The 22,038-nt window shown below is 50.5% G+C and carries 24 protein-coding genes and 3 tRNA genes; 17 read left to right on the top strand and 10 right to left on the bottom strand.

Annotated elements, in window-relative coordinates; genetic code table 11:
• The 3 genes from I6E40_RS04935 to I6E40_RS04925 form a co-directional block, all read right to left on the bottom strand.
• Window positions 1–265: Rpn family recombination-promoting nuclease/putative transposase (locus I6E40_RS04935; protein WP_235385791.1), on the bottom strand; the 265-nt coding region annotated here is incomplete at its 3' end.
• A 175-nt stretch (window positions 266–440) separates the two neighbouring features.
• Entirely contained in the window at window positions 441–1,460 is a 1,020-nt protein-coding gene (locus tag I6E40_RS04930) for a GGGtGRT protein (RefSeq protein ID WP_235385790.1), read from the bottom strand.
• A gap of 18 nt (window positions 1,461–1,478) precedes the next feature.
• Window positions 1,479–2,180, bottom strand: a complete 702-nt coding sequence (locus I6E40_RS04925) for an iron-sulfur cluster assembly scaffold protein (protein ID WP_235385789.1) — start codon at window positions 2,178–2,180, stop codon at window positions 1,479–1,481.
• 377 nt (window positions 2,181–2,557) lie between these two features.
• On the opposite strand from I6E40_RS04925, the gene I6E40_RS04920 reads away from it, so the two are divergent.
• On the top strand, window positions 2,558–3,457 hold the full coding sequence (locus tag I6E40_RS04920) for a helix-hairpin-helix domain-containing protein (RefSeq protein WP_235385788.1): 900 nt from the start codon (window positions 2,558–2,560) through the stop codon (window positions 3,455–3,457).
• A 140-nt stretch (window positions 3,458–3,597) separates the two neighbouring features.
• Here I6E40_RS04920 and I6E40_RS04915 read toward each other — a convergent pair.
• The 6 genes from I6E40_RS04915 to recR all read right to left on the bottom strand — a co-directional run bounded on the left by I6E40_RS04915 (window position 3,598) and on the right by recR (window position 6,928).
• Window positions 3,598–3,671, bottom strand: a tRNA-Cys gene (locus I6E40_RS04915).
• 14 nt (window positions 3,672–3,685) lie between these two features.
• Window positions 3,686–3,759, bottom strand: a tRNA-Asp gene (locus tag I6E40_RS04910).
• A 78-nt stretch (window positions 3,760–3,837) separates the two neighbouring features.
• Window positions 3,838–4,344, bottom strand: coding sequence for a GNAT family N-acetyltransferase (locus I6E40_RS04905; RefSeq protein ID WP_235385787.1), 507 nt, complete (start codon window positions 4,342–4,344; stop codon window positions 3,838–3,840).
• 44 nt (window positions 4,345–4,388) lie between these two features.
• Complete coding sequence (locus I6E40_RS04900) at window positions 4,389–5,588, bottom strand: glycosyltransferase family 2 protein (RefSeq protein ID WP_235385786.1); 1,200 nt, start codon at window positions 5,586–5,588, stop codon at window positions 4,389–4,391.
• 243 nt (window positions 5,589–5,831) lie between these two features.
• The gene (locus I6E40_RS04895; protein ID WP_235385785.1) at window positions 5,832–6,275 is read right to left on the bottom strand and encodes a hypothetical protein; all 444 of its coding nucleotides are present in this window, start codon (window positions 6,273–6,275) and stop codon (window positions 5,832–5,834) included.
• Between the two features lie 41 nt (window positions 6,276–6,316).
• Window positions 6,317–6,928, bottom strand: coding sequence for a recombination mediator RecR (recR, locus tag I6E40_RS04890; protein WP_235385792.1), 612 nt, complete (start codon window positions 6,926–6,928; stop codon window positions 6,317–6,319).
• A 177-nt stretch (window positions 6,929–7,105) separates the two neighbouring features.
• Between recR and I6E40_RS04885 the strand changes: the two genes are divergently transcribed.
• The 16 genes from I6E40_RS04885 (at window position 7,106) to I6E40_RS04810 (ending at window position 21,022) form a co-directional block, all read left to right on the top strand.
• Window positions 7,106–7,645: a DUF5063 domain-containing protein gene (locus I6E40_RS04885; RefSeq protein ID WP_235385784.1), complete on the top strand. Its 540-nt coding sequence runs from the start codon at window positions 7,106–7,108 to the stop codon at window positions 7,643–7,645.
• The gene (locus tag I6E40_RS04880) at window positions 7,642–8,364 is read left to right on the top strand and encodes a 3'-5' exonuclease (RefSeq protein ID WP_235385783.1); all 723 of its coding nucleotides are present in this window, start codon (window positions 7,642–7,644) and stop codon (window positions 8,362–8,364) included. Before I6E40_RS04885 ends, I6E40_RS04880 begins: the two co-directional genes overlap by 4 nt.
• 93 nt (window positions 8,365–8,457) lie before the next feature.
• Window positions 8,458–9,633: a class I SAM-dependent rRNA methyltransferase gene (locus I6E40_RS04875; protein ID WP_235385782.1), complete on the top strand. Its 1,176-nt coding sequence runs from the start codon at window positions 8,458–8,460 to the stop codon at window positions 9,631–9,633.
• Window positions 9,634–9,801: 168 nt separating this feature from the next.
• Complete coding sequence (gene thrS, locus I6E40_RS04870) at window positions 9,802–11,745, top strand: threonine--tRNA ligase (RefSeq protein ID WP_235385781.1); 1,944 nt, start codon at window positions 9,802–9,804, stop codon at window positions 11,743–11,745.
• A 26-nt stretch (window positions 11,746–11,771) separates the two neighbouring features.
• Window positions 11,772–12,452, top strand: a complete 681-nt coding sequence (gene infC, locus I6E40_RS04865) for a translation initiation factor IF-3 (protein ID WP_235385780.1) — start codon at window positions 11,772–11,774, stop codon at window positions 12,450–12,452.
• Window positions 12,453–12,576: 124 nt separating this feature from the next.
• The gene (gene rpmI / locus I6E40_RS04860; RefSeq protein ID WP_235385779.1) at window positions 12,577–12,774 is read left to right on the top strand and encodes a 50S ribosomal protein L35; all 198 of its coding nucleotides are present in this window, start codon (window positions 12,577–12,579) and stop codon (window positions 12,772–12,774) included.
• A 115-nt stretch (window positions 12,775–12,889) separates the two neighbouring features.
• Complete coding sequence (gene rplT, locus I6E40_RS04855; RefSeq protein ID WP_235385778.1) at window positions 12,890–13,234, top strand: 50S ribosomal protein L20; 345 nt, start codon at window positions 12,890–12,892, stop codon at window positions 13,232–13,234.
• 128 nt (window positions 13,235–13,362) lie between these two features.
• On the top strand, window positions 13,363–13,962 hold the full coding sequence (gene yihA / locus I6E40_RS04850; RefSeq protein WP_235385777.1) for a ribosome biogenesis GTP-binding protein YihA/YsxC: 600 nt from the start codon (window positions 13,363–13,365) through the stop codon (window positions 13,960–13,962).
• Between the two features lie 72 nt (window positions 13,963–14,034).
• A complete protein-coding gene (locus I6E40_RS04845) occupies window positions 14,035–15,183 on the top strand; it encodes a sensor histidine kinase (RefSeq protein WP_235385776.1) in 1,149 nt (382 codons plus the stop codon).
• Window positions 15,184–15,458: 275 nt separating this feature from the next.
• A complete protein-coding gene (locus I6E40_RS04840) occupies window positions 15,459–15,659 on the top strand; it encodes a hypothetical protein (RefSeq protein ID WP_235385775.1) in 201 nt (66 codons plus the stop codon).
• Between the two features lie 10 nt (window positions 15,660–15,669).
• Window positions 15,670–16,560, top strand: a complete 891-nt coding sequence (locus tag I6E40_RS04835) for a Rossmann-like and DUF2520 domain-containing protein (protein ID WP_235385774.1) — start codon at window positions 15,670–15,672, stop codon at window positions 16,558–16,560.
• 83 nt (window positions 16,561–16,643) lie between these two features.
• Window positions 16,644–17,165, top strand: a complete 522-nt coding sequence (locus I6E40_RS04830) for a KdsC family phosphatase (RefSeq protein ID WP_235385773.1) — start codon at window positions 16,644–16,646, stop codon at window positions 17,163–17,165.
• A gap of 142 nt (window positions 17,166–17,307) precedes the next feature.
• Entirely contained in the window at window positions 17,308–17,889 is a 582-nt protein-coding gene (locus I6E40_RS04825; RefSeq protein ID WP_235385772.1) for a Maf-like protein, read from the top strand.
• An 84-nt stretch (window positions 17,890–17,973) separates the two neighbouring features.
• Window positions 17,974–18,522: a hypothetical protein gene (locus I6E40_RS04820; RefSeq protein WP_235385771.1), complete on the top strand. Its 549-nt coding sequence runs from the start codon at window positions 17,974–17,976 to the stop codon at window positions 18,520–18,522.
• Between the two features lie 1,226 nt (window positions 18,523–19,748).
• A tRNA-Val gene (locus I6E40_RS04815) sits at window positions 19,749–19,823 on the top strand.
• A gap of 398 nt (window positions 19,824–20,221) precedes the next feature.
• Complete coding sequence (locus I6E40_RS04810) at window positions 20,222–21,022, top strand: KilA-N domain-containing protein (protein ID WP_235385770.1); 801 nt, start codon at window positions 20,222–20,224, stop codon at window positions 21,020–21,022.
• A 135-nt stretch (window positions 21,023–21,157) separates the two neighbouring features.
• Here I6E40_RS04810 and I6E40_RS04805 read toward each other — a convergent pair whose 3' ends face one another.
• Window positions 21,158–21,988, bottom strand: a complete 831-nt coding sequence (locus I6E40_RS04805) for an ATPase (protein ID WP_235385769.1) — start codon at window positions 21,986–21,988, stop codon at window positions 21,158–21,160.
• Window positions 21,989–22,038 lie beyond the last annotated feature (50 nt).

The raw sequence follows: 22,038 nt of genomic DNA, 5'->3' as shown, positions 1-22,038 counted from the left end.
GGTCTGCCTTCTGCATTTCGATGAGGAACTTTTCCCCTTTCTCGTTTTCACAAAAGACGTCGAACACCGCCTTTCGTTCGGTAGCGTTTTTGCCGGTGTGCTCCGCGTTGAGATAGGTGAGGTCTTTGACGACCTCTTCGCCGTCAAACAGGGAGTTGAGGAAACTGATGAGCAGTTCCTTGTTGACTTCCGTGCCAAACAATTTCTTGAAGGCAAAATCTGTGTAGAAGTTGACGTATCTTTCTTGAGAGACGGGCTGGTTCATATTCTTTTCTGCTTTGTTGATGCCGCAAAATTACGAAAATTCGGCTAAACATCCGCTTTTGCCGCGCCTTCGGCATTTTCAATAGGCGTTCAAACGAAAAACAAACGAAAAACTCCCACCGCCGCGAGGGCAGTGGGAGTTGGGGACTTGAAATCCCATTGTTTGTTTCAGTCGCTTATTTCTTGTTGAGTGCGAGGTCAACTTGAACGGCGCAAGCCACGGTGCAACCCACCATGGGGTTGTTGCCGATGCCGAGGAAGCCCATCATTTCCACGTGAGCGGGAACGGAGCTGGAGCCTGCGAACTGTGCGTCAGAGTGCATGCGGCCGAGGGTGTCAGTCATACCGTAGGAAGCGGGACCGGCAGCCATGTTGTCGGGGTGGAGTGTGCGACCCGTGCCACCGCCGGAGGCTACGCTGAAGTAGGGGAGACCCTTGCGGGTGCGTTCCTTCTTGTAGGTGCCTGCTGTGGGGTGTTGGAAGCGGGTGGGGTTGGTGGAGTTACCTGTGATGGACACGTCCACGTCTTCTTTCCACATGATGGCAACGCCTTCGCGAACGTCGTCTGCGCCATAGCAGTTCACGGCAGCGCGGGGACCGTTGGAGTAGGCGATGCGTTTCACTTCCTTGAGTTCACCGGTGAAGTAGTCAAACTGAGTTTGCACGTAGGTGAAGCCGTTGATGCGGCTGATAATCATGGCAGCGTCTTTTCCGAGACCGTTGAGGATGCAGCGGAGGGGTTTGTCTGCGGGTCTGGATTTGTTTGCCATTTGTGCGATTTTGATGGCGCCTTCAGCAGCTGCGAAGCTCTCGTGACCAGCCAAGAAAGCGAAGCACTTGGTGTCGGGTGAAAGGAGACGAGCACCGAGTTCGCCGTGTCCGATGCCGACTTTGCGGTCGTCAGCGACGGAGCCGGGGATGCAGAAGCTCTGGAGACCTTCGCCAATGTAGTTGGCAGCCTCGACAGCGTCTTTTGCTCCTTCTTTGAGGGCGATGGCAGTACCTACAACGTATGCCCATTTAGCGTTTTCGAAGCAAATCATCTGAGTCTCCTCACAGGTTTTGTAAGGGTCGAGACCTGCTTTTTCACAAATTTCGTTGGCTTCTTCGATGGAAGCGATACCGTGGGCGTTCAGACAAGCAAGAATCTGCTTGATGCGACGGTCCTGAGATTCGAACTTAACTTCTCTAAGCATAATAATTCCTCCTTGTTTTTAGTCCTTACGGGGATCGATTGATTTGACTGCGCCATCTTCTTCTTTGGTGCGACCGTAGGTTCCGGTCACGCTCTTGAGAGCTTCGTCGGCGGGCATTCCTTTCTTGATGGCGTCCATGAACTTGCCCATGTGAACGAACTCGTAGCCACACACTTGGTCGTCCTTGTCAAGGAACATCTTGGTGATGTAGCCTTCGGTGAGTTGGAGGTAGCGGCTGCCCTTGACTTTGGTGCCATAGAGTGTACCGCACTGGCTGATGAGTCCTTTGCCGAGGTCTTCGAGGCCTGCGCCGATGACGAGACCACCTTCAGAGAAGGCACTCTGGGTGCGGCCATAGACAATCTGCAAGAAGAGTTCGCGCATGGCGGTGTTGATGGCGTCGCAAACGAGGTCGGTGTTGAGGGCTTCGAGGATGGTCTTGCCGGGCAGGATTTCGCTTGCCATGGCTGCGGAGTGGGTCATGCCGGAGCAACCGATTGTTTCAACGAGGCATTCTTCGATGATGCCTTCTTTCACGTTGAGGGTGAGCTTACATGCACCCTGCTGGGGAGCACACCAACCCACACCATGGGTGAGACCGGAGATGTCCTTGATTTCTTTTGCCTGCACCCACTTGCCTTCTTCAGGAATGGGAGCGGGACCATGGTTGGGGCCTTTGGCCACGCAGCACATGTTCTGAACTTCGTGTGAATATTCCATGTTTGATTGTTAGTTTGGGGTTTAAGAATCTTCAATCATGTTTATTTTCGAAGCAAAATTAAGTATTGAACGGGGAAATACAAAAAAATGCGCCCATGTTTTTAACACAGGGGAGAAAAGAAAGCGAATTTTGAGGTATTGTGAGCATGATGGGAGATTAAAAAACGAACAATTCGTGCGATTTTTGCGCCAAACGTGTGCAAAAGACCTAACTTTGTCTCCGAAGAAATGACACTTGTGTGGTTTGTGCCCCTTTTACCCATTCAAGATCTAAACTTTTAGGTGTGTGCTATAAATCAGGATACAAACGCAATCACTCTCTTTTGAACACTCTTTCTTTCATTGTTTATAGAATTTCTTTTTAGAAATATTGTCTCATGATTCGCAAAGACCGTACGTCGCTTCTTATCGCCGGCATCTTGCTTTTGCTCGTCTGTCTCGCTTGTTTTCTTCTGCCTCTCTTTGAGCCGAAGGGAGAAGTACTGTCGCTGTCTGCAGAGCAGGCGGACAGTCTTGCGGCACTCGCAGAGCAGGTGAGAATTGATTCTATGGAACGTGCGGAACGGCGTCGTGGTTCGGATTTCAGTCAGGCTTTTCCGTTCGACCCCAATCATGCCGATAGCGCAACGCTCCTTAAGGTCGGGTTCTCGCCGTGGCAAATTCGAAACATGATGAAGTATCGCGAGAAGGGTGGGAAATGGCGTTCGCCTGATGATTTCCGCCGCCTCTACGGTCTCAACGAAGAGGATTTTCAGCGGTTGCGTCCGTTTGTGCGCATCCGTCCTGAAGATGCGGCTTCGCGCTCGGTTGTTCGTTGGGAGGAGATTGCTGACACGTTCTCTTCTCGCAAGCCAAGGTTTGAGAAGACGGTGAAGGCGGAAGAGGGAACGGTGTTTGATTTGAATGCGGCGGACACTTTGCAACTCAAAATGATTCCCGGCATTGGTTCATACTACGCCTCAAAAATCGTGCGCTATCGCGAGCGGTTGGGCGGTTTCGTTTCCGTGAGTCAGATTGAGGAGGTGGAGGGGCTGCCCGCCAACATGGGGCGTTGGTTCAAGGTGGAGTCAAGTGCCGTGCCGCAGCAGATTCATCTGAACCGGGCGGATTTTCGCACGTTGGTGAGACATCCCTACATGAGTTACGAGCAGACAAAGGTCATCGTGAATCACATTCGCAAGAATGGGCCGATTCGTTCGTGGAAAGAACTTTCCCTCTACAAGGAATTTACGGAAGCGGATTTCCGTCGCCTGACTCCTTACTTCCGTTTTGACTGAGCCGCGGCAGTGGGAGAGGGCGTGGCGTAATTCTTAGCGGACAGCCATCAAACAGCATTCAAATTGCGACATCACGGGAGGGTGATGTTCTTTTCGTGAAGACACAAAAAAAGTGATTCACGGGAATGTGAATCACTGTGTGGAGGTACCCAGCAGATTCGAACTGCTGTATACGGTTTTGCAGACCGCCACCTAGCCACTCGGTCAGGGTACCAATGAAAGATTTTGCGGTGTGTACGGGACTCGAACCCGTGACCCCATGCGTGACAGGCATGTATTCTAACCAGCTGAACTAACACACCAAAACGAGGGCTTATTTCGTTTTTGCGAGTGCAAAGATACTGCTTTTTTCATTTCCGGCAAGGGGTTTCCTCTTTTTTTCAAAAAAATTTGTTCCATAGTTCCACGTCTTCGTAGGTTCCGCGACGAAAATGCCAGTCGGGGAGTGTGGCAACACGCTGATAGCCTGCTTTTTGAAAGATTGTCTTGGAGGCTTCATTTGAAACGGGGATGTGGGCGTAGAGTTGGTGGATGCGGAGTCGGCTGACGGCAAGATTTTCCAGCAGGGAAAGAGCATGACCGCCGTGGTGAAGTCCGCGAAACTCGGGCAGGAGAATGATTCCCACCTCTGCTTTTGCCGAGAGCGAGCAGAAAGCCGTGAGGTCGGCGAGTCCGATGGCGGTTTCTTTTTCGCTGCCCTTCTCTCTGAGAGCGATGACCAGGCGTAGTTCACCGCAAGCGTGGATGTCGGCTCCGGCGGAGATGTATTGCCGAAGTTTGAAGCGCGAGTAGGGCGCGTCGGAGAGTGTGACGTCCCACGTTTCGGGAGAATTCTCTATTTCATAGAGCAAATCAAGGTCTTCGGGTTCCAGTGGACGGAGGTGCATAGACACATTATTATATATAGAACAGAAAAGGGGGAAATGAGCTGTCAGGTGAAGATGCGCTTCCCGGTGACGAGCAGTTGAGCGTCGGGGTGGAAGAGTCCGATGTGGCGCTTGCCGGTTGGAGCCGTCTCAAAGCGATTCAGGATGAAGCGGAAGGGGAAGTCCGCAGTGTCGTAGGCAATGATGAGGTAGGGCTTGAGGTCTATTCCCTTCGTCAGATGTCCTTCGGGGAGCGAGGTGGCGTCTGCGTCCAAGATGTCAATGTGAATGCCGTGGCGCGCCGCAAGTTCTCGGACTGCTGTGCCGGAGCGTCCAAGATAGAGGATGTGAGGGGAGGGGTGTGCCGAAGCGGGGTTCAGATAGTTTCGAATGGCGCGGAAGGGCAGAGGAATGAGGCTGAGAAACGCTTTCAGCAGGATTGCCAAACGAATCGGAACGGAGAGCCAGATTGCAGAACGGTGAAAGTGTTTTTTGAAGAAGATGAACATCGCCTGATAGAAGACATGCACGTAGCGATAAGTGTATTTTCTCGTGCTCTCTCCTTTGTAGTGCAGAATGGGGGTTGGAACGTAGAAGTTGTGGAAGCCCGCCTGCAGGAGACGATAGGAGAGGTCAATGTCTTCTCCATACATGAAATAGTCTTCATCAAAGCCTTCCATTTTCAGCAGTTTTTCTCGCTCGCCGAGCATGAATGCCCCCGAAACGATGTCGATGGGCGTGAACTGGGTGAGGTCAAGGAATTGCATGTAGTAGTTCCCGAACAATCGGGTCTTCGGAAAGAGGTTCCCGAGTCCTGTCATTCTGCAAAAAGCCGTCCAGGGCGTGGGGAGTCCGCGTCGCGACTCTTTGGCAAACGACCCGTCGGACTGGAGCATTTTGACGCCGAAGACGCCTGCCTCGGGATGAGATTCCGCCGCTTGAAGCACTTCGTGCAAGGTGTCCTCGGTCAGAATGGTGTCGGGATTCAAGAAGAGGACGTATTTTCCGGTGACCTGATGCAGAGCTTGGTTGTTGGCGCGTCCGAAACCCAGATTCTGACGGTTGGCAATGACTTCCACACGGAGTGGGAAAGAGGCGGGGAAACAGTGGCGCAGATGGGAGACGGAGTGGTCGGAGGAGTGGTTGTCCACCACGAAGACTTCCACTTCCTCAAGAGGAATTCCCTTTGAGCGTGCCACGGAGAGGATGCACTGCTCAACGAAGTAGCGCACGTTATAGTTGACAATGATGATGGAAAGCAGCATGAGAACGGGCTTTTCTTGTAAGGGGGCTCTATAATTAGAGGGGGTGCTCTATAAATTAGGTTGAGTTGGATTTCCCGGAGATGCACTCTCGTCAGTGGCGGAAGGAGCGTGGAGGACGATGTGACTATCGGAACTTACAAGAGGGCGCACTAAAAAGCAAAAAGCGAACAAGACGGTAGGTACTTTCTTTTGAATGCTCCTTATTCCGTGATTTATAGAACACCCCTGTAGAGTCAGAATCCGTCATTGTTCGCCTTCGCCGTCGGCTTCGTTCTCACCGGTTTTAGAATCGACGGCAGGCCAGCAAAAGACAAAGGCGGTCAGTGAAATCAGTAGGCAGAACATCGGGGATGTGTCGGGGTGGAGGACATAATAGACAAAAAGATTTGTCAAGACTGCCACGCCGGACACGCTCACACGCAGCGCGGGATGACTCAAACGAAGTGCAAGACCCTTCGGGTGAGGATGAGAACTTCCGCCAAATTTTGACATGCCCACCGAAAGCCATGCCGTTGAGAGCGTCAGGCAGATGGAGAGCATGAGCAGGGCATAGCGAAGTTCCGGAGAGGGTTGCACGGACACCATCGGAATGATTTCGGTCTCCAAGAGCAGAAAACCGATGGCAGTCAAAAGCCAAATCAAACCGTAGAGGATGCGGGAGAAAAGAAGAGTTGCGGGAAGTTTCATGAATGATTAGTGGGATGCAAAAAGTGAATCATTGGGCGATGTCAAGACTGCAGCGGTGTGCGTCCGAGGATGGAGCGTCCGAGGGTGACTTCGTCAGTGTATTCCAACCCATCGCCGACGCTGACGCCGCGGGCAATGACGGAGATTTTGAGGTCAAGGTGTGCCAGGCGGCGTGAAATGTAGAAGTTCGTTGTGTCTCCCTCCATGGTCGGACTGAGTGCGAGGATGACCTCTTTGATTTCTCCTTCCTCCGCCCGACTGATGAGCGAGGCGAGTTCGATGTCGGAGGGTCCGATGCCGTCCATGGGTGAGATGATGCCGCCCAAGACGTGGTAGAGCCCGTTGTATTGTCCCGTTTGTTCGATGCACATGACGCTGTGAACGTTTTCAACGACACAGACCTGCGTTCGGTCGCGATTGTTGGCGGCGCAGATGTCGCAGATGTCATGGTCGGAAAGATTGTGACAAATCTTGCAGTGCGAAACGTGGTCTCGCAAATCCGTGAGACTCTGAGCAAAGGAATGAACTACCTCCGGCGACTGACGAAGCAGATAGAGCGCATAGCGCAAAGCCGTTTTTCGACCCACGCCCGGAAGGCGGGTCAGTTCTTGCACGGCTTTTTCAAGAAGACGGGAAGGATAGGGACCGGTGATCAAAGGCTCTGAACAATTGGGCGGCGAAGACCGCGGTTTGGATGATGAACAACAATGAAAAAGGAAGCGTGCAGAACACGAAACCGGGCTGAAAAGGCCGTTCTGTCTGCGTTGCTCAGACAAAAGTACGAACAAAATCCGACAGAAGCGCATCTTTTTCGTAATTTTGCACGATGTATGGAAAAGAGTGATTCAATCTTATACTCCCAAGCCGCTTTGGATTTTGTGAAAGTCTCCACCGCCTACTGCCGGTTCTTGGAGCAACTTTCCCCAAACGCAAGAGGACGCGAGGAGTTCTGCCGCACGATGTGCAGCCTGCTCCCGTGGCTCTATGCGAAGGCTGTTGAAATGCCGGAAGTTTCCGAGACGGGCGGCTGGAACTCACCGTTTGTGACGGAGGGCGACTACAACGACGTGCTGAATCGCGTTGCTGGCGTACTCGGCGAATGGGACGATTTTTTGGACGTATTTGTCGATGATTTCAAATACTCTGACACCCCCGTGCACTGCACCATCAGCGAGAATCTCGCCGATACCTATCAGACTCTGAGAGAACTTGTTGAGACCTATCGGCAGGGCTATGAAGAATCCATGGAGGTCGCACTGAGAGAAACCCTGGAAGACTTTCCCACAGGCTGGGGGAGAAAACTGCTCGGCGCACTGCGAGCCATTCACGACGTGAAGAGCGCAGACACATCATTTGAAGAAGAACCATGAACTGCGAACAACAAAACTCTTCCGAACCGCTGCTGAAGCAAGAGAGTCGCACCCTCTTCACTGTCACCCCCAAGGATTTTGTAGCCACCCTGCCGCTTCACCACTTTGAAGGGCGCATCGTGGTCGTGCAAAGCAAAGTGGAAGCGGAAAAAGCGGTGAAGGCGCTGAAAACACAGCGCATTTTGGGCATCGACACCGAAACCAAGCCTTCCTTTCGAAAAGGACACACCAATCAGGTCGCTCTGTTGCAGGTCTGCATGAGGGACGTCTGTTTCCTTTTTCGTCTGAATGAGATTGGATTCCTTCCGTGTCTGCAAAGTTTGTTGGGCGACAAGAAAATCTGTAAGGTCGGTCTCTCGCTGAAAGATGATGCTCTCATGTTGCAACGCAAAGAGCCGTCATTCAAGCCAGCCGGTTTCCTTGACCTGCAAAACTTTGCCGCCGAACTGGGCGTGAAAGACAAAAGTCTGCTGAAACTCTATGCCAACGTGTTCCACAAACGCATCTCCAAAAAGATGAGGTTGTCAAACTGGGAGGCGGACGTGCTGAGTGAGCCTCAGAAGGTCTATGCCGCCACCGATGCCTCGGTTTGTCTTGACCTGTTTGCAGAACTCAAGAGGTTGAAAGCCTCCGGACAGTATGCCCTCATCCCGGAACCCCTCAAAGAAGATGCGCCTCTTCCTGATTGCGATGCCAACGAAAAAGAAGCGATGGCGTGAGCCGCTCCAATAGTAGGCATATACATTATTATATATAAGGTCTCTTGACTTTAGGTTCTTTAGTTCTCTTTGATTCCTAAAAATCCTTTTTCCATGTTCACATTCCAACTTAAGCCTCACAAGGAAGAAAGTCTGAAACGTTTCCATCCCTGGGTGTTTTCCGGAGCGGTGGCACGCGCCGACGGAACGCCCGAGGAGGGCGACGTGGTTCGAGTCGTTTCGTCAAAAGGGGAACTGCTCGGCTACGGTCACTGTCAAATCGGTTCCATTGCTGTCAGGATGCTGACCTTTGAAGACGAGAAAATAGATTCCGCCTTTTGGGAAAAACGTTTGAGCGAGGCATTTCAACTTCGTCGCGCCCTCGGACTGATGGAAGAAGGCAACGACATCTTTCGACTCGTTCACGGAGAAGGCGACAGATTGCCGGGACTCGTGGTGGATGTCTATCGCCACACCGCCGTGCTTCAAGCTCACTCCATCGGAATGCACGTCGAAAGACAGAAGATTGCCGAGGCACTCGTCAAAGTCAGCGAAGGAAGAATCCGGAACGTATATTACAAATCCGAAACCACTCTCCCCTTCAAAGCAGAAGTGGGGCAGGAGAATGGCTTCCTCATCGGCGAAGACCACGAGGAGGTTGCCACAGAACAAGGACTCCGCTTCCAAATTGATTGGCTGACGGGACAAAAGACAGGTTTCTTCGTGGACCAGCGTGAAAACCGTAAACTTCTGGAACACTATGCCCAAGGACGTCATGTCCTCAACATGTTCTGCTATACCGGCGGCTTCAGCGTCTATGCACTCAGAGGCGGAGCAGCACTCGTTCACAGCGTCGATGCTTCCGCCAAAGCCATTGAACTCACGGAGCGAAACGTGAACCTCAACTTCCCCAACGATACGCGTCATCAAGGTTTCACCGAAGACGCCTTCAAGTTCTTGGAAAAATCTGAGCACTCCTACGACCTCGTCATCCTTGACCCACCGGCGTTCGCCAAACACAAAGATGCGGTGCGAAATGCCATCAAAGGCTACACCCGTCTGAATGCCATCGCTTTCAAGAAAATAAAAAAAGGGGGCATCCTCTTCACCTTCAGCTGCTCGCAGGCGGTGGACAAAAATCAATTCCGCCTCGCGGTCTTCACGGCTGCCGCAATGAGCGGGCGTCATGTGCGCATTCTTCATCAACTCCATCAGCCTGCAGACCACCCCGTGAACATCTATCATCCCGAAGGGGAATATTTGAAGGGACTCGTGCTCGAAGTGGAATGAACCATTTTGTGCGATGCTTATTCCGTAATTCATAGAATAGCCTTCAAAAAACGCGCGCTCCGAACAAGGAAAGAAAGAAAACCACCTTGCGCCTTTCTTCTTTCCGCGAGTTTTGCCTACATTTGCCCGAAATTTCATCCAACGAACAACTAAGACACATTATTATATATGATTAAGATTACCTTTCCCGACGGTTCCGTTCGTGAATATGAGAGCGGAGTAACGGGACTTCAAATCGCAGAAAGCATCTCCAACCGTTTGGCAAAAGAGGTGCTGGCTTGCAGCGTCAATGGCGAAACGGTCGAACTCAACCGTCCCATCACTGAAGACGCTGAACTGAAACTTTTCAAGTGGGAAGACGAAGAAGGAAAACACGCCTTCTGGCACACCTCCGCCCACCTCATGGCGGAAGCACTGCAGGAACTCTGGCCCGGCACACAGTTCGGAATCGGACCTGCCATTGAGAATGGCTTCTACTATGACGTCATGCCGCCCGAAGGTGTCAGTCTCAGCGACAGCGACTTCCCCAAAATTGAAAAGAAAATGCAGGAACTCGTGGCTCGCGGAGAGAGCCTCGTGCGTCAGGACATTTCCAAAAAAGACGCGCTGACTTTCTTCGGAGAACACGGACAAACCTATAAAAACGAACTCATCGCCGAACTCGAAGACGGACACATCACCACCTACACGCAAGGAGCCTACACAGACCTCTGTCGCGGACCGCACTTGATGAACACTTCCCCCATCAAAGCCGTGAAGGTGATGTCCATCAGTTCTGCCTACTGGCGTGGCGACGAGAAACGTCCGCAAATGACTCGCGTCTATGGCATTTCTTTCCCCAAAAAGAAACTCCTTGATGAATATCTCCAACTCTTGGAAGAAGCCAAGCGCCGTGACCACCGCAAAATCGGAAAAGAAATGGAACTCTTCATGTTCTCCGATTTGGTTGGTAAAGGACTTCCCATGTGGCTTCCCAAGGGAACTGCCCTGCGTCTCCGTCTGGAAGATTTCCTGAAAAACATCCAGAAACGCTACGGCTATCAGCAGGTGATGACTCCTCACATCGGTTCCAAGAACCTCTATGTCACCTCCGGACACTATGCAAAATATGGCAAGGACTCTTTCCAGCCGATTCACACGCCCGAGGAAGGTGAAGAGTATATGCTGAAACCCATGAACTGTCCTCACCACTGCGCCATCTTTGCTTGGAAACCGCGCTCCTACAAAGACCTCCCGTTGCGCATCGCAGAGTTCGGAACGGTCTATCGCTACGAACAGAGCGGCGAGCTCCACGGTCTGACCCGCGTCAGAGGCTTCACGCAGGACGATGCCCACATCTTCTGTGCTCCCGACCAGGTGAAAGGTGAGTTCCTCCGCGTCATGGACATCATCATGATTATCTTCCGCGCACTCAAGTTTGACAAATTTGAAGCGCAAATCTCGCTTCGCGACAAGGTGAACCGTGAAAAATATATCGGGTCGGAAGAAAATTGGGAAAAAGCAGAAAGAGCCATTATCGAAGCCTGCGAAGAAAAGGGACTTCCCGCACACATTGAATATGGTGAAGCCGCCTTCTATGGTCCGAAACTTGACTTTATGGTGAAAGACGCGCTAGGACGCCGCTGGCAACTCGGAACCATTCAGGTGGACTATAACCTTCCTGAACGTTTCCAACTGGAATACACCGGCTCTGACAACCAGAAGCATCGCCCGGTCATGATTCACCGTGCACCCTTCGGTTCCATGGAACGCTTCGTCGCCGTGCTCATCGAACACACCGCCGGACACTTCCCCCTCTGGCTCACTCCCGACCAAGTTGCCATTCTTCCTGTCTCCGACAAATTCAACGACTATGCCTTCAACGTCAAGAAACAACTTGAAGACGCCAATGTGCGTGCCTTCGTCGATGATCGCTCAGAAAAAGTCGGCAGAAAGATTCGTGACAACGAAATGAAACACATTCCTTACCTCTTGATTGTCGGCGAAAACGAAGCCAACAGCGCCACCGTTTCCGTCAGAAAACAAGGCGAAGGAGACCAAGGAGTGCTCAGCGTGGCAGAGTTTGCAAAGAAAATTGCGGATGAAATTGCCGAAATGACAAGAAATTACTAATTTTGCAGCCGCTAATAAGTTAATACATGCCAGCACCTCAGAGAAATCGCCCTGACAAAAACAACAACAAACCTCAGCATCGCATCAACGAACAAATCAGATGCCGCGAGGTGCGTATCGTCGGAGACGACATTGAATCAGAAGTTTTGCCCACCCGTGAGGCCCTTCAACTTGCACAGCAAAAAGGCGTGGATTTGGTGGAAATCTCTCCCAATGCAGTTCCCCCTGTGTGCCGCCTCATCAACTACTCCAAGTTTCTCTATCAGCAAAAAAAGAGACAAAAGGAGCTGAAGGCAAAACAAGTGAAAATTGAAGTCAAAGAAATCCGTTTCGGACCCCAAACCGACGAACACGACTACAATTTCAAACTGAAACATGCCAAGGAGTTCCTTGCACAGGGCGACAAGGTGAAAGCCTACGTCTTCTTCCGCGGTCGTTCCATCCTCTTCAAAGAACAAGGAGAAGTCCTCCTCCTCCGTTTCGCAAATGACCTAGAAGAGTATGGCAAAGTTGAGCAAATGCCTGTTCTGGAAGGCAAGCGAATGATTCTTTTCATTTCCCCCAAGAAGACCGCTGCCAAGAAAACCGAGGGAGGTGCCACTCAGACGGAAAGCGTTGAGGCGCAACCGCAGGTGGTCAAAAAGGCTCCGCAGGTGAAGGCAAAGAAAGAATATCTCGGTCCCAAAGTGGAAGGAGAAGACTTCTGAAAACGCCGGTGTCGTTGAGAAAACACTACGGCGAAGAAAACAAAAAAGAAACCGGCTTGCGCGTTGCGTTCGGTATCTCACGCAGCCGCAGCTTTTTATAAACATCCTAATTCAATAAAAGAAAATGCCAAAAGTTAAGACTAATTCCGGTGCAAAGAAACGCTTCGCGCTCACCGGAACAGGTAAGATTAAGAGACGTCACGCTTACCACAGCCACATTCTGACGAAGAAAACCAAGAAGCAGAAACGCAACCTCGACCACGTGGTTGTTGTGGATCGCACCAACACTCGTCAGGTTCGTGAATTGCTCTGCCTTCGTTAATCGATAAAGACAGGACGTTTTTCTTTCAAACAACAAAAGTCAAACCGGATGCTTAGCATGAAAGTCCGCCACAAGAAGAAAGTGCGGCGCTAACTTCCAAAAAGAAATCACAAAAATGCCAAGATCAGTCAATCACGTCGCTTCAAGAGCAAAACGCAAGCGCATTCTTAAATTAACTCGCGGTTACTACGGAGCCCGCAAAAACGTTTGGACCGTTGCCAAAAACACTTGGGAAAAGGGTTTAACCTACGCTTTCCGTGACCGTCGCAACAAAAAGCGCACCTTCCGCGCTCTCTGGATTCAGCGAATCAACGCTGCCGCTCGTCTGGAAGGTCTTTCCTATTCACAGCTCATGGGCAATCTCCACAAAGCAGGAATCGAAATCAACCGCAAAGTGCTTGCCGACCTTGCTGTCAACAATCCTGAAGCATTCAAGGCTATCGTAGCAAAAGTGAAGTAATTTTCTCACTCACTTTGCACGTAATAAAAATCTAAAGAGCAGAAGGTGAATCACTTGTTTGAGTGTTTACCTCTGCTCTTTTTGTTTTTTCTGACTTATTTCCACCTCTCTTTCTTAATCTTTCACGCATGGAAATCAAATCTTCCCAGTTCGTCACCAGCAGTAGTAAGCTTTCTCAATGTCCCATGGATGGCAAGCCGGAGTATGCCTTCATCGGTCGCAGTAATGTCGGGAAAAGCAGTCTCATCAACATGCTGACCGGACGAAAAGGCTTAGCAATGACCTCTTCCACACCGGGAAAAACGATGCTCATCAATCATTTCTCCGTGAACGAACAATGGTATATCGTGGACCTTCCGGGCTACGGCTACGCCAAGCGAAGCAAACGTGACATCGAGAAGTTCAATCACTTGATTTCCTCCTACATCACTGAGCGTGAGCAACTGACCTGTCTTTTTGTCCTGATAGATTCCCGCTTGGAGCCGCAAAAGATAGACCTTGAGTTCGTGCACTTCCTCGGTGAAAATCAGGTGCCTTTCGCCATTGTCTTCACCAAGGCGGACAAATCCAAACCGTTGCAGCTGAAGCAAAACGTGCAGAAGTTCCACGACGCACTTGCTGAGGAGTGGGATGAACTGCCGCCCTGTTTCATCACCAGCAGTGCCAAAGCACTTGGACGCGAAGAAGTGTTGAACTACATCAATAGCATCAACAAGCAGATTCTTTAGCGTCGGTCTTGGCGTTGCCTCGAACCTCAAAACTTGAACCCTGAAACTCGCGCCTTCGGCGTCACGTGAACCGTGAACATACTTTCAGAAAGAATCAGGAAACTGAAGATATTCTTCATTTGCGGTGCCATCATCATTGCCGGCGCTTCGCTCATCTATTCCCACACGCTCATCCGCGACCTCTATGCGGAGGAAGTTTCCAAGATGGAAGTGTGGGCTGAAGCCATGCGCTCGCTGACGGTGGCAGACGAAACGACCGACCTGAATCTTGTGTTGAAAGTCATCAACAGCAATCACACCATCCCCGTCATCGTCACTGATTCTCAAGACAATGTGCTCGCTTGGAGGAATCTTTCCAATGCGCCGCAGGGCAGTGATTCGCTTCAGATTCTTCGTTCCCAATTGCAGCGCATTTGTCAGGAAGGCGACAGCATGAAGGTGGAAATCCCTCATGATTCTCTTTGTGTGCACTATGAGGAATCCGTGCTGCTTCACCGTCTTTCTCTTTTCCCTTACGTCCAGCTTTCCATCGTTTTTGTTTTTGTGGTCATCGCCTTCATGGCTTTGATGGCTTTCAAGCGTGCGGAGCAGAATCGAGTTTGGGTGGGTTTGTCTCGCGAGACCGCTCACCAGCTTGGCACTCCCATTTCTTCCATCATGGCTTGGATAGAGGTGCTTCGCGAAACCTATCCCGAGGATGAACTTCTGCCGGAGATGGCAAACGACGTGCAGCGTCTTCAACTCATTGCCGAACGTTTTTCCAAGATAGGTTCCGCACCGGAACTCACCGTTCAAGACCTTTGTCCCGTGGTGACCAGAGTGGCGAACTACATGGATCGCCGCACCTCCAAGAAAGTCTGCATCACCGTCGTTCCGCCGCCCCATCCCCTTCCCGTTCGCATCAATGCTCCTTTGTTTGAGTGGGTCATTGAAAATCTCTGCCGCAACGCCGTGGATGCCATGCACGGTCAGGGCAGCATCACGATTCGTCTCAGTGCCGTCGCAACGGGTGCTCACATTGAGTTCACTGACACGGGAAAGGGAATTCCCCGCAAACATTTCAAAACCGTTTTTCGCCCCGGCTTCACCACCAAACAAAGAGGGTGGGGGCTTGGTCTCTCCTTGGCGCGTCGCATCATCAGCAAATACCACAGCGGACGCATCTACGTCAAATCCAGCGAGCCGGGCGTCGGCACCACCTTCGCCATCGATCTTCACTAACCTTTTTGAAGCAATTACGCTCTCAAACCGATAGTTTCTTCTCTCAAATTGGAGAATAGTGAGATGAAAAACTGTACTTCTTTTCAAAACTGCGGTTGTCAAAACGGCGAGAAAAGTTGAAAAATGTGTCAAACATTTGCGATTTCCTTGGGGAAAACTTGCACAGACTCCCTTGCACCCGTACTTTTGCAATGTTTTTCATGGTATTAGATTTAAGGTTAGTTGAAGATTGGTTGTCGTGAGACAGCCAGTCTTTTTTCTTTTAGGGGTAAAAAATGAGCCGTGCAGACAGGCGAAAAACGATGCTGAATTGCCACTCTTCTCTTGAAAAACTTGAGAAGGCGCATTGCCCGAAGGACAGAAAACTGCGGTTGTTGCTTCCCGCTGATTATCGAGACAAACCAAAAGGAAACGAAAAAGAATGGGGGAAGTTTGCTTATCACGTTCGGTTGCCGTATTTTTGCAAGCAACAATAAACATCAAAACTTGGCGAAAACTGACATTTCATCCCTTCAAGCCATGCCCATCTGCCTGCTCGGCACGGGCAACGTTGCCACGAGGCTGACCTCCGCTTTGGTGCGAAACGGGTTTCGTGTGGTGGGCGTCTTTGGCAGGGAACTCTCTCGTGCACAGCGTTTGGCTGCGCTTGTTCCCGGCGGATCTTGTCTTTCCACGACTCGCCTTGAAGAGTTGCCTGCAGCTGCCATCTATCTCTTTTGTTTGAGTGACGATGCCCTTTCAGAGGTGGCTGCGCGATTGTCTCACCATTTGGCGGTGCGACAAGCGATGAATGCAGCAGAGAGTGTGGGAGAGGAACGAACAGTCGGAGTTCCTTCGCCGCTTTGGATTCACACTGCCGGCAGTGTCTCCCTGCAAGTCTTTGAGGGGCTCGCATCGCGCAGTGCCGTGCTCTATCCTCTTCAGACGTTGAGCCGCAGTCGGGACGTTGATTTTCGTCGTGAGGTTCCTTTGTTTGTCGAAGGCAGCGACGAGTCGGCGTTGGAAGAGGTGACAGCCTTGGCACGCGCACTTTCAAATCGTGTGCAGCCGTTGGATTCAGAGAGAAGAAAGAAACTGCATCTTGCTGCCGTCTTCGCTTGCAACTTCGTGAATCACTGCTATGATCTCGCGTTTCAACTCATGGAGGAGGCAGATGCAGACCCCGCTTGGTTGGCGCCGCTGATTGACGAGACCGCCCGAAAGATTCACCACCTCGCTCCCTGCGACGCACAGACCGGTCCTGCGGCGCGGAACGACCGAAAAGTCATGGCAAAACAAATTGAATGGCTCGGGGAGCACGAGACGATGAAGGAAATCTATCGCCTCATGAGTCAAAGCATTGTCCGTCGGAAACAAGATGCTGACGACGGTCGCTGAACTACCCGAAGTCTGGTTCCATAAATTAAAGAACACTCCTCAAAATACATCACCGCCTACTCTTGCCCTAAAAGAAAACAATAATGATAGACTACGACCTCACCAAAATCAAAGCCATGGCTTTTGACGTGGACGGAGTGCTGAGCGCGAACTGCGTTTGGCTGACTGAAGGCGCCTCACAGCCTTCGCGCACGGCAAACATCAAGGACGGCTATGCGTTGCAACTTGCCGTCAAACGCGGTTTTGAACTTGCCATCATCACGGGGGGAAGAAGCGAAGCCGTCAGAGCACGCTACAGAGGCTTGGGCATGTCCCACGTTTTCACCGGCGTGTCGGTCAAAATCACGTGCTTTGAAGAATGGATGCTCTCCGAGGGGCTGCAACCCGAGGAGGTGCTCTACATGGGCGACGACATTCCCGACTATGAGGTCATGACGCGCTGCGGACTCCCCTGCTGTCCTGCCGACGCTGCCGAAGAAATCAAACAAATCTCACGCTACGTCAGTCCCTTTGCCGGTGGATATGGCTGTGTCCGTGATGTGGTCGAGCAGGTTCTCAGAGCGCAGGACAAGTGGATGGGTGACGCCGAAGCCTTTGGCTGGTGAATGCTGTCTGCAAAATCAGAAACCGGGGAGGGAGAACACTTTGACAAACAAAACGTCGCACACCAAAGCGTGAGAGAAACACAAACCTATACTATGCGTTTCAAACTAATCTAAGAATCACCAAACTCAGAAGAAAAACGCTATGCTGGAAAACTTAAGTAAATATCAAATAATTCTCGCAAGCAACTCTCCAAGGCGGAAAGAACTGCTGCAAAGATTGGGCATACCCTTCAAAATCAGAACTTTGTTCGGCATTGACGAGCACTATCCCTCCTCGCTGCGCGGAGAGGACATCGTGAACTACATTTCCCGAATCAAAGCCCAAGCCTATCGTTCTTCAATGGGAGAGAACGAACTGCTCATCACCGCTGACACCATCGTCAGTCTGGACGGGGAAGTCATGGGAAAGCCTCACAATGCTGAAGAGGCTAAAGCCATGTTGCGCACCCTTTCGGGAAAAATGCACCAGGTCATCACCGGTGTCACCATCACAACGTTTGAGCGCACCGAAAGTTTCGCTGTCACTTCCCACGTTCGCTTCGCGGAGCTGGATGAAAGCGAAATTGACTACTATGTCGAAAACTTCCTCCCCTTTGACAAAGCCGGTGCCTATGGCATTCAAGACTGGATTGGACTGGTCGCCGTCGAAGAACTCCGAGGCAGCTATTTCAACGTGGTCGGGCTTCCCGTGCAACGTCTTTATCAGTGTCTGAAACGTTTTTGAGTGCACCGAGTTGAGTACTTCTACTCCTTTGAATCATTCGGAAAATCAGTGAATTATTGCTCTTTTATGAAAGTAAATATGAATATGAAATACGTTCCCTCTTTCCTCCTCGTCATCTTGCTTGGCGGCAGTGCGCTGCTCGCTTCTTGCAGTGAAGATTTGAACAATCCAAAGTATCAGTCCGTGCCTCCCACCGTGGCAGACATTGAGTTTAAGTCTTTGGGCGCAGACCCCGCCACCGTCAGAGTCGGGGACAAGTTTGTCATCACCGTCAAACAGTCCGCGTTTGGAAATTTGCTCGACAAGACCACCTACACCTGGACGCTCAACCGCACCGACTGTTTCACGCAGGTCAGCAAGAACCCTCAGGAAGTCATTTATAGCAGTTACGAATTTGCCAACCCGACAGACACGCTCGTCGCATTGCAGGCTGGCTCGTTCAAAGTGACTTTCAAGGGAGAATATCGCACCTACGGACAAACGTTGAACTGGTCGCAGGCACACGGCACCGGCTACACAACCAACTTCTCTGACAACAACGGTAAGGTGACTTACCAACTGCTCGGCAGCGGCGTGACCAAATACGTCGTCAACGCCGAGAAGACTTTCAACGTGTGGGAAAGCGCTGAATGAGACTTTTTCTCGCTTCTCTGAAAGAGTAGAGCATTGGAATTGCATGTAACGATGGCGGTCATGGGTTTCCTGTGACCGCCTTGTTCATTCTGCAAAATTTTTGTACGCTCAACCAGTATAAGCGCGGCAACCCATGTAGGTTCATTTCACCCTACACTATACGTAAATAAAAGGCGAACAAAAAACTATACAAACTATACACAAAAACCTACATTCTGTTTGTAATATTGCTGATAATTAGCGCGTTGCGTAGTGTATAGTTTGTGCTCCAAACCCTACACAAACTATACACAAAACCCTACACTGCAACCATAAAACCCTACACTGAGAGTCAAAGAGACAAAGAGTCAAAGAGTCAAAGAGACAAAGAGAGGAAGAGTGGAAGAGAGGGAGGGAGGAGCTTAGCCTGGAAGGCTATACTGTGAGTAAGTCGGCGTACCATAATTGGGAGACGGCATGCACCTCTACCGAGAAAAGGGGGTTATCTTTCCTTCAAAGCCTCCAATTTTTTCCACACCCAACGCCCTTTTTCGGTTTTAACACTTCTTGCTTTTGGCGACGAAATGTATTATATTTGTATAGAGATATGGGAGGAGCCTCGGCTCCCCATTTTTTCGTCACTTTCCCTTTAAAAACGGCGATTTTAGGAGCGCATCCGGGAAAAATTTGCCTTCCTCTAATTTTAATTTCCCTTCTTCTAATTTTAATTAGAGGAAGGCAAAGTAAAATTATGCGACGAGTAGGCAAAATTGGGAGGCGAAAAGTGTTCCGATAAGTTAAAAATGTTAATGTCGAATCGCCGAAAAATGGGTCAAAATTGTTGGATTTTTGGAGCGGCCTTCTCCTAATTTCACTTAGGTGCGCTCCTAAGTAAAACTGCGCGTCGACTTGTCACTCTTTCCCGCCGAGTCGTCACTTACCGCGGCACGACGGTAAACTTACCGCGGCACGGCGGTAAGTAACAAATCGTCGCGTAGAAGTGACGAGATGCGCACGTAGAAGTGACGAGATGCGCACGCAGGAGTGACGAGATGTGAATGCAGGAGTGACGAGAAAGTCAAGCATGGAGTCCGGCTTCCGTCCCTCTTTGGCTGCTCAAAAAGGGGCGTAAACGCCAAACTTGGGGTCAAGAAACAGGAAAAACACGTCTTTTCGCGAAAAAAGATGCAGAAAGTTTGCAGGGTTGGAGGGAAATGCCTACTTTTGCACCGCTTTCGAGAAAAGAAGGGCACTTAGCTCAGTTGGTTCAGAGCGTCTGCCTTACAAGCAGAGGGTCGGGGGTTCGAATCCCTCAGTGCCCACAAAAAAGAAGAGGCTGTGTCGTAATTAAGATTTACGGCGCGGCCTCTTCCTTTTTAGCCACTGAGGGTGGGATATTTCTTAGCGCACCCTTTTTTGAAACATTCATGTTCATGAATAGAAATCAATATGGAAGAGTCGCAGTAAGACACTTGTATTTATGATTATTCCATCTACTGATATTCAGAAAGCAATATTCTGCCCACCTTGTAAATGAGGTGAGCAAAAAGACTTTATTCTAAACCGAGATTATTGGTGATGCAGATTCGTCAAGCGATGCTTGACCTATTTGAATAAAAGAAAGATTATACAAATTGACACTACACAATCCTCTTCCTGATTTCACCGAATTTGAGGAGCTTAAGACATCACAGACAAACAAGTTAAGTAACTTATTAGTATGACAAAAATTAAAGTTCAAGATACAGAAGTCACCGTTACAAGAATAAACGGAGAAGATTATATCTGCCTGACAGATATGATAAGAGCAAAGGATGGCGATTTCTTTGTAACAGATTGGCTTCGCAATAGAAACACACTTGAGTTCATAGGGATATGGGAAAAAGTCTATAACCCTTCCTTTAATTATGGCGAATTCGCCACAATTAAAAGTCAGGCTGGTCTCAATAGATTTAAAATCAGTGTGAAAGAATTTGTAGAACGCACTAATGCAATTTCTTTGCAAGCTAAAGCCGGGCGATATGGTGGAACATATGCTCATAAAGATATTGCTTTTGAGTTTGCAATGTGGATAAGTCCTGAGTTTAAGATATACATAGTTAAAGAATTCCAACGCCTAAAAGAGGAAGAACTAAAGCAGTTAGGTTGGTCTGCCAAGCGGGAACTCTCAAAAATCAACTACCGCATACACACTGATGCCATCAAGCGCAACATCATTCCTGAAGAGGTTACTCCCCAGCAGGCAAGCATCATTTATGCTAATGAGGCTGATGTGCTCAACGTAGCGATGTTCGGCATGACTGCCAAACAATGGCGGGAGGCGAATGCAGACAAGAAAGGCAACATCCGTGACTATGCCACTATCAATGAGTTGATTTGCCTGTCAAACATGGAGAACCTCAATGCCGTGTTCATTGACCAAGGCTTGCCCCAAAGCGAACGATTGATTAAGTTGAATCAGATTGCCATCCAGCAGATGAAGGTATTGGAAGACAACCAAAGCCGGAACTTATTGCAATAAACCATTTATTTATAGCAAAATGACAGGAAAGCAATTAAAAAAACAGCATACCGCAATGGGCTATACAAGGTAAGCTTGTTCCACAAGCCCCCAACGATGAGCTCGGAGACGAGCCTTGTTCTGCCGAACGCTGTTTCAGAACCGTGAGACGAGACCTTCCATCGGGGCTTGCAGGAACTGCCCGGGTTGCAATCCGCAGCGACGGGCGGCTGCCTCCACTTCCTCGCGGAAGGCACAGGCGATGCCGCCGACAAACGAAACGGGAAGGTCGGGGCGGGCATAGACACACACGTTGCGGCGGAAGAAACGCTCAAACTCCTCCGCCAGCAAGTTCGCGATAGCGGGCTCGCGGCGGTGGGCAAGAAGAAAAGGAGCGTGGGAGGCAAGGAAACGATTGGGAGTCGCGCCGCGATAAACCTGTTCAATAATCTCATCCACGGAGAGACCGCTTTCCGACCAGAAAGTGCGGGAAAGCGTCTCGGGCATCTGTTGCTTGCAGACGTCGCTGAGCAGTCGGCGTCCGAGAGAGACTCCTCCGCCTTCGTCGCCCAGGACATAGCCCATCGACGGTGTGTTTGCCACCAAGGTTTTGCCGTCCCAAACGCCACTGTTGCTGCCCGTGCCGAGAATGCAGGCGATGCCCTCCGTTTTGCCAAACAGAGCCACGGCTGCACCTTCCAAATCAGAATGTACGCTGACGCTGCAAGCAGGTCCGAACACCTCTTGCTGCGTCGCTTTCATTCGTTCCAAACCCTTCCCACGACAGCCCGCTCCAAAAAACTCCACGCGCTCCGGTCGGTCAGAGAGTGCGGGCAGAAGTTCGTCACGCAACAAACGAAGAATCACATCCTCGGTCATGACCAGAGGATTCATGCCTTGTGTTTTGACGCGCAGAGCGACGTTGCCGTTCTCCACGAGTGCCCAGTCGGTTTTGGTGCTGCCGCTGTCGGCGATGAGAGTTTTCATGTGTGGAAGGGTGTGTGCTAAATAAGGGTGTGTTCTATAAAATAGGGCAT

Origin of the sequence: Prevotellamassilia timonensis, assembly GCF_021531665.1 — a bacterium.
Classification (GTDB): domain Bacteria; phylum Bacteroidota; class Bacteroidia; order Bacteroidales; family Bacteroidaceae; genus Alloprevotella.
The sequence above is the reverse complement of the archived record's forward strand: the minus strand, read 5'-3'. Positions and strand labels throughout refer to the sequence as shown.

Excerpts from the sequence above, each read along its gene's own strand:
- I6E40_RS04885 (WP_235385784.1), top strand. The coding sequence starts at position 7,106 with ATGGAAAAGAGTGATTCAATCTTATACTCCCAAGCCGCTTTGGATTTT.
- I6E40_RS04880 (WP_235385783.1), top strand. The coding sequence starts at position 7,642 with ATGAACTGCGAACAACAAAACTCTTCCGAACCGCTGCTGAAGCAAGAG.
- rpmI (WP_235385779.1), top strand. The coding sequence starts at position 12,577 with ATGCCAAAAGTTAAGACTAATTCCGGTGCAAAGAAACGCTTCGCGCTC.
- infC (WP_235385780.1), top strand. The coding sequence starts at position 11,772 with ATGCCAGCACCTCAGAGAAATCGCCCTGACAAAAACAACAACAAACCT.
- I6E40_RS04930 (WP_235385790.1), bottom strand. The coding sequence starts at position 1,460 with ATGCTTAGAGAAGTTAAGTTCGAATCTCAGGACCGTCGCATCAAGCAG.
- I6E40_RS04805 (WP_235385769.1), bottom strand. The coding sequence starts at position 21,988 with ATGAAAACTCTCATCGCCGACAGCGGCAGCACCAAAACCGACTGGGCA.
- I6E40_RS04830 (WP_235385773.1), top strand. The coding sequence starts at position 16,644 with ATGATAGACTACGACCTCACCAAAATCAAAGCCATGGCTTTTGACGTG.
- I6E40_RS04905 (WP_235385787.1), bottom strand. The coding sequence starts at position 4,344 with ATGCACCTCCGTCCACTGGAACCCGAAGACCTTGATTTGCTCTATGAA.
- I6E40_RS04920 (WP_235385788.1), top strand. The coding sequence starts at position 2,558 with ATGATTCGCAAAGACCGTACGTCGCTTCTTATCGCCGGCATCTTGCTT.
- rplT (WP_235385778.1), top strand. The coding sequence starts at position 12,890 with ATGCCAAGATCAGTCAATCACGTCGCTTCAAGAGCAAAACGCAAGCGC.
- yihA (WP_235385777.1), top strand. The coding sequence starts at position 13,363 with ATGGAAATCAAATCTTCCCAGTTCGTCACCAGCAGTAGTAAGCTTTCT.
- I6E40_RS04875 (WP_235385782.1), top strand. The coding sequence starts at position 8,458 with ATGTTCACATTCCAACTTAAGCCTCACAAGGAAGAAAGTCTGAAACGT.
- I6E40_RS04825 (WP_235385772.1), top strand. The coding sequence starts at position 17,308 with ATGCTGGAAAACTTAAGTAAATATCAAATAATTCTCGCAAGCAACTCT.
- I6E40_RS04810 (WP_235385770.1), top strand. The coding sequence starts at position 20,222 with ATGACAAAAATTAAAGTTCAAGATACAGAAGTCACCGTTACAAGAATA.
- I6E40_RS04925 (WP_235385789.1), bottom strand. The coding sequence starts at position 2,180 with ATGGAATATTCACACGAAGTTCAGAACATGTGCTGCGTGGCCAAAGGC.
- I6E40_RS04840 (WP_235385775.1), top strand. The coding sequence starts at position 15,459 with ATGAGCCGTGCAGACAGGCGAAAAACGATGCTGAATTGCCACTCTTCT.
- I6E40_RS04820 (WP_235385771.1), top strand. The coding sequence starts at position 17,974 with ATGAAATACGTTCCCTCTTTCCTCCTCGTCATCTTGCTTGGCGGCAGT.
- I6E40_RS04895 (WP_235385785.1), bottom strand. The coding sequence starts at position 6,275 with ATGAAACTTCCCGCAACTCTTCTTTTCTCCCGCATCCTCTACGGTTTG.
- thrS (WP_235385781.1), top strand. The coding sequence starts at position 9,802 with ATGATTAAGATTACCTTTCCCGACGGTTCCGTTCGTGAATATGAGAGC.
- I6E40_RS04900 (WP_235385786.1), bottom strand. The coding sequence starts at position 5,588 with ATGCTGCTTTCCATCATCATTGTCAACTATAACGTGCGCTACTTCGTT.